Genomic DNA, 2,547 nt, shown 5'->3' on the forward strand with positions numbered 1-2,547 from the left:
CACCACCCAGATGGACGCCTACGCCATTGGCGAGGCCTGCGATTCGCTGCGCGAATACGCCGACCTGCTAACCAACTGGTACGTGCGCGGTTCACGCGACCGCTTCTGGGCTGAAGACGCCACCGCCTTCAACGTGCTCTACACCGTGTTGGAAACAGTGCTGCGCCTGGCTGCGCCGCTGATGCCAATGGTGGGCGAGGAGATCTGGCGCGGGCTGACCGGCGGGCGGTCGGTCCACCTGGAGCCCTGGCCGGACCTCGCGCCAGCTTCGGCGCCCATGGCTACCGAAGCTGGCAACGACTCTGCGCCTGCTGGTCGCGTCTTCTCGGGCAGCCGCCTGGCGGCTGCCGCGTGCGACAAGGAAACGGCCTTGGACCAAGCCCTGCCAATGGACGCCGAGTTAATGGAGGCGATGGACCGGGTGCGCGAGGTTTGCTCGGCCACATTGGCCTTGCGCAAGGCCGCCCAGATCCGGGTGCGCCAGCCTCTGCGCCAGCTCGTGGTGGCGGATTCTGCCGTTGACCGCCTGGCGCCCTTCCTGCCGCTAATCCAGGCTGAGGTCAACGTCAAGCAAATCGAGCTGCTGGAAAACTCCAGCGAGGTGGCGGCGGCGCATGGTGTGGCCACCCGGCTCGAAGTCAACGCCCGGGCCGCCGGGCCGCGCCTGGGCAAGGCCGTCCAGGCGGTTATCCAGGCGGTCAAGGCTGGGTCCTGGGTGTCCGATGACGCCGGTCGCCTTGTCGTTGAAACCTCAGCTGGGCCGGTCGAACTGCTTGAGGGCGAGTACACCCGCCGCACAGTGGTCGACCAGGACAGCTCTGGGCGCCAGCGGACGGCCGGGGTCTTGGCCGGTGGCGGTTTTGTGCTGCTAGACCTCGAACTCGATGACGAACTCAAGGCCGAGGGGTACGCCCGTGACTTGGTCCGCCTGGTCCAAGACCAACGCAAAGCCCAGGGCCTGCATGTCAGCGACCGGATCGAACTCGAGCTAGCCGTTCCAGCCGAGCGTGTGCCGCAAGTTGAGGCCCACGCCGCCATGATCCAAGCTGAAACCCTGTCGGTGACCCTCAAAGTAGCGCTCGGTTCCGGCGATGCGGTCCAGGCCACCATCACCAAAGTGCCCCAACCATGACCCCTGACAAGACCTCTGATCAGCCCCCTGACCAGCCCCAATCCCGCGAGACCGAGCTTTCGCATAACAACCCCAACCGCGAGACCGAGCTTTCGCATAACAACCCCAACCAGCCCAATTCCCGCGAGACCGAGCTTTCGCATGACAACCCCGACCAGCCCCCTGACCAGCCCAATTCCCGCGAGACCGAGCTTTCGCATAACAACCCCAACCGCGAGACCGAGGCTGAGAAAGCGGCCGCCGCCTACCGCTCGATCATGGCCCGTGCGCCGGAAAACCGAATCGATCCAGACACTTTCCGGGTCGAAGGCTCGCTAGACCTCTTAGAGCCGGAACAAACCGGTATGCGGGTTATCCACATTGCCGGCACCAACGGCAAAACCTCGACCGCCCGGATGGTCGAGTCGCTGGTCCGGGCTCACGGCCTGAGGACCGGGTTGTTCACCTCGCCGCACCTGGCCTCCCCGGCCGAGCGCATCCAAATTGACGGCCAGCCCATCACCGACGCCGCCATGCTCGAGGCCTGGGACTTGGTCGAAGCGGTGGTCAACCTGGTTGACCGGGATTCCGAAGACCTGGGCGAAGGCCGTCTGAGCTTTTTCGAAGTGATGTGGCTGCTGGCGCTGGTGGCATTCGCCGACGCCCCAGTCGACGTGGCGGTGGTCGAGGTCGGTCTGGGCGGAAGGTGGGACGCCACCAACACAATCGACTCAGACGTCCAAGTCATCACGCCAATCAGCTATGACCATGCCGACTACCTGGGCCATGACCTGGCCTCTATAGCGGGGGAAAAGGCCGGGATCATCAGGCGGCAGGCCGTCATCGGGCGCCAGCGTCCCGAAGCTGAGGCTGTGCTCAAGGCCGCGGCCGGGGAAAACCAAGCCAAGGTTTGCTGGCTGGGGCAAGGCCTTGAAGTAGTGGGACGCGAACTGGCGGTCGACGGCCAGGTGCTGCACCTGCAAACGCCCGGCGGCTTCTACAACGACGTCTACCTGCCGCTGCACGGTCGCCACCAGGCCGAAAATGCGGCCTTGGCTGTGGCCGCGGTTGAGCTGCTGCTAGCTGGTGAGTTAGGAGTCCTGGGCGAAGAACCAATGGCCGAAGGCCTAGGTCAAGTCACTTCACCCGGCCGGCTTGAGGTGGTCAGCACCGCCCCCACCGTCCTGGTCGATGCGGCTCACAACCACGCCGCGGCTGAGGCTCTGGCTGGTGCCGTCACCGAGGCTTTCGCCTTCGACCTGATTGGGCTGGTCGGAGTGCTGCAAGGCAAGGACGCCGAGGCCATTTTGGGCGCGCTCGAACCGGTGGTCAAGCACGTCGTCATCACAGCGCCAAGCAGCGACCGGGCCCTTGACCCAGTTGAGCTAGCCGAAATCGCGGTCGAGGTCTTTGGCCCGGACCGGGTCGAATTAGAG

The 2,547-nt window shown here is 65.1% G+C and carries 2 protein-coding genes; both read left to right on the forward strand.

Annotation, left to right across the window (positions count from 1 at the left end; all coding sequences use genetic code 11):
* A partial coding sequence (locus tag FWD29_10235) for a DUF5915 domain-containing protein (GenBank protein MCL2804304.1) occupies positions 1 to 1,132 on the forward strand: 1,132 nt, incomplete at its 5' end.
* A partial coding sequence (locus FWD29_10240; protein MCL2804305.1) for a Mur ligase family protein occupies positions 1,129 to 2,547 on the forward strand: 1,419 nt, incomplete at its 3' end. The genes FWD29_10235 and FWD29_10240, both read left to right, overlap by 4 nt.

It is taken from the genome of Micrococcales bacterium (assembly GCA_009784895.1).
Classification (GTDB): Bacteria; Actinomycetota; Actinomycetes; order Actinomycetales; family WQXJ01; genus WQXJ01.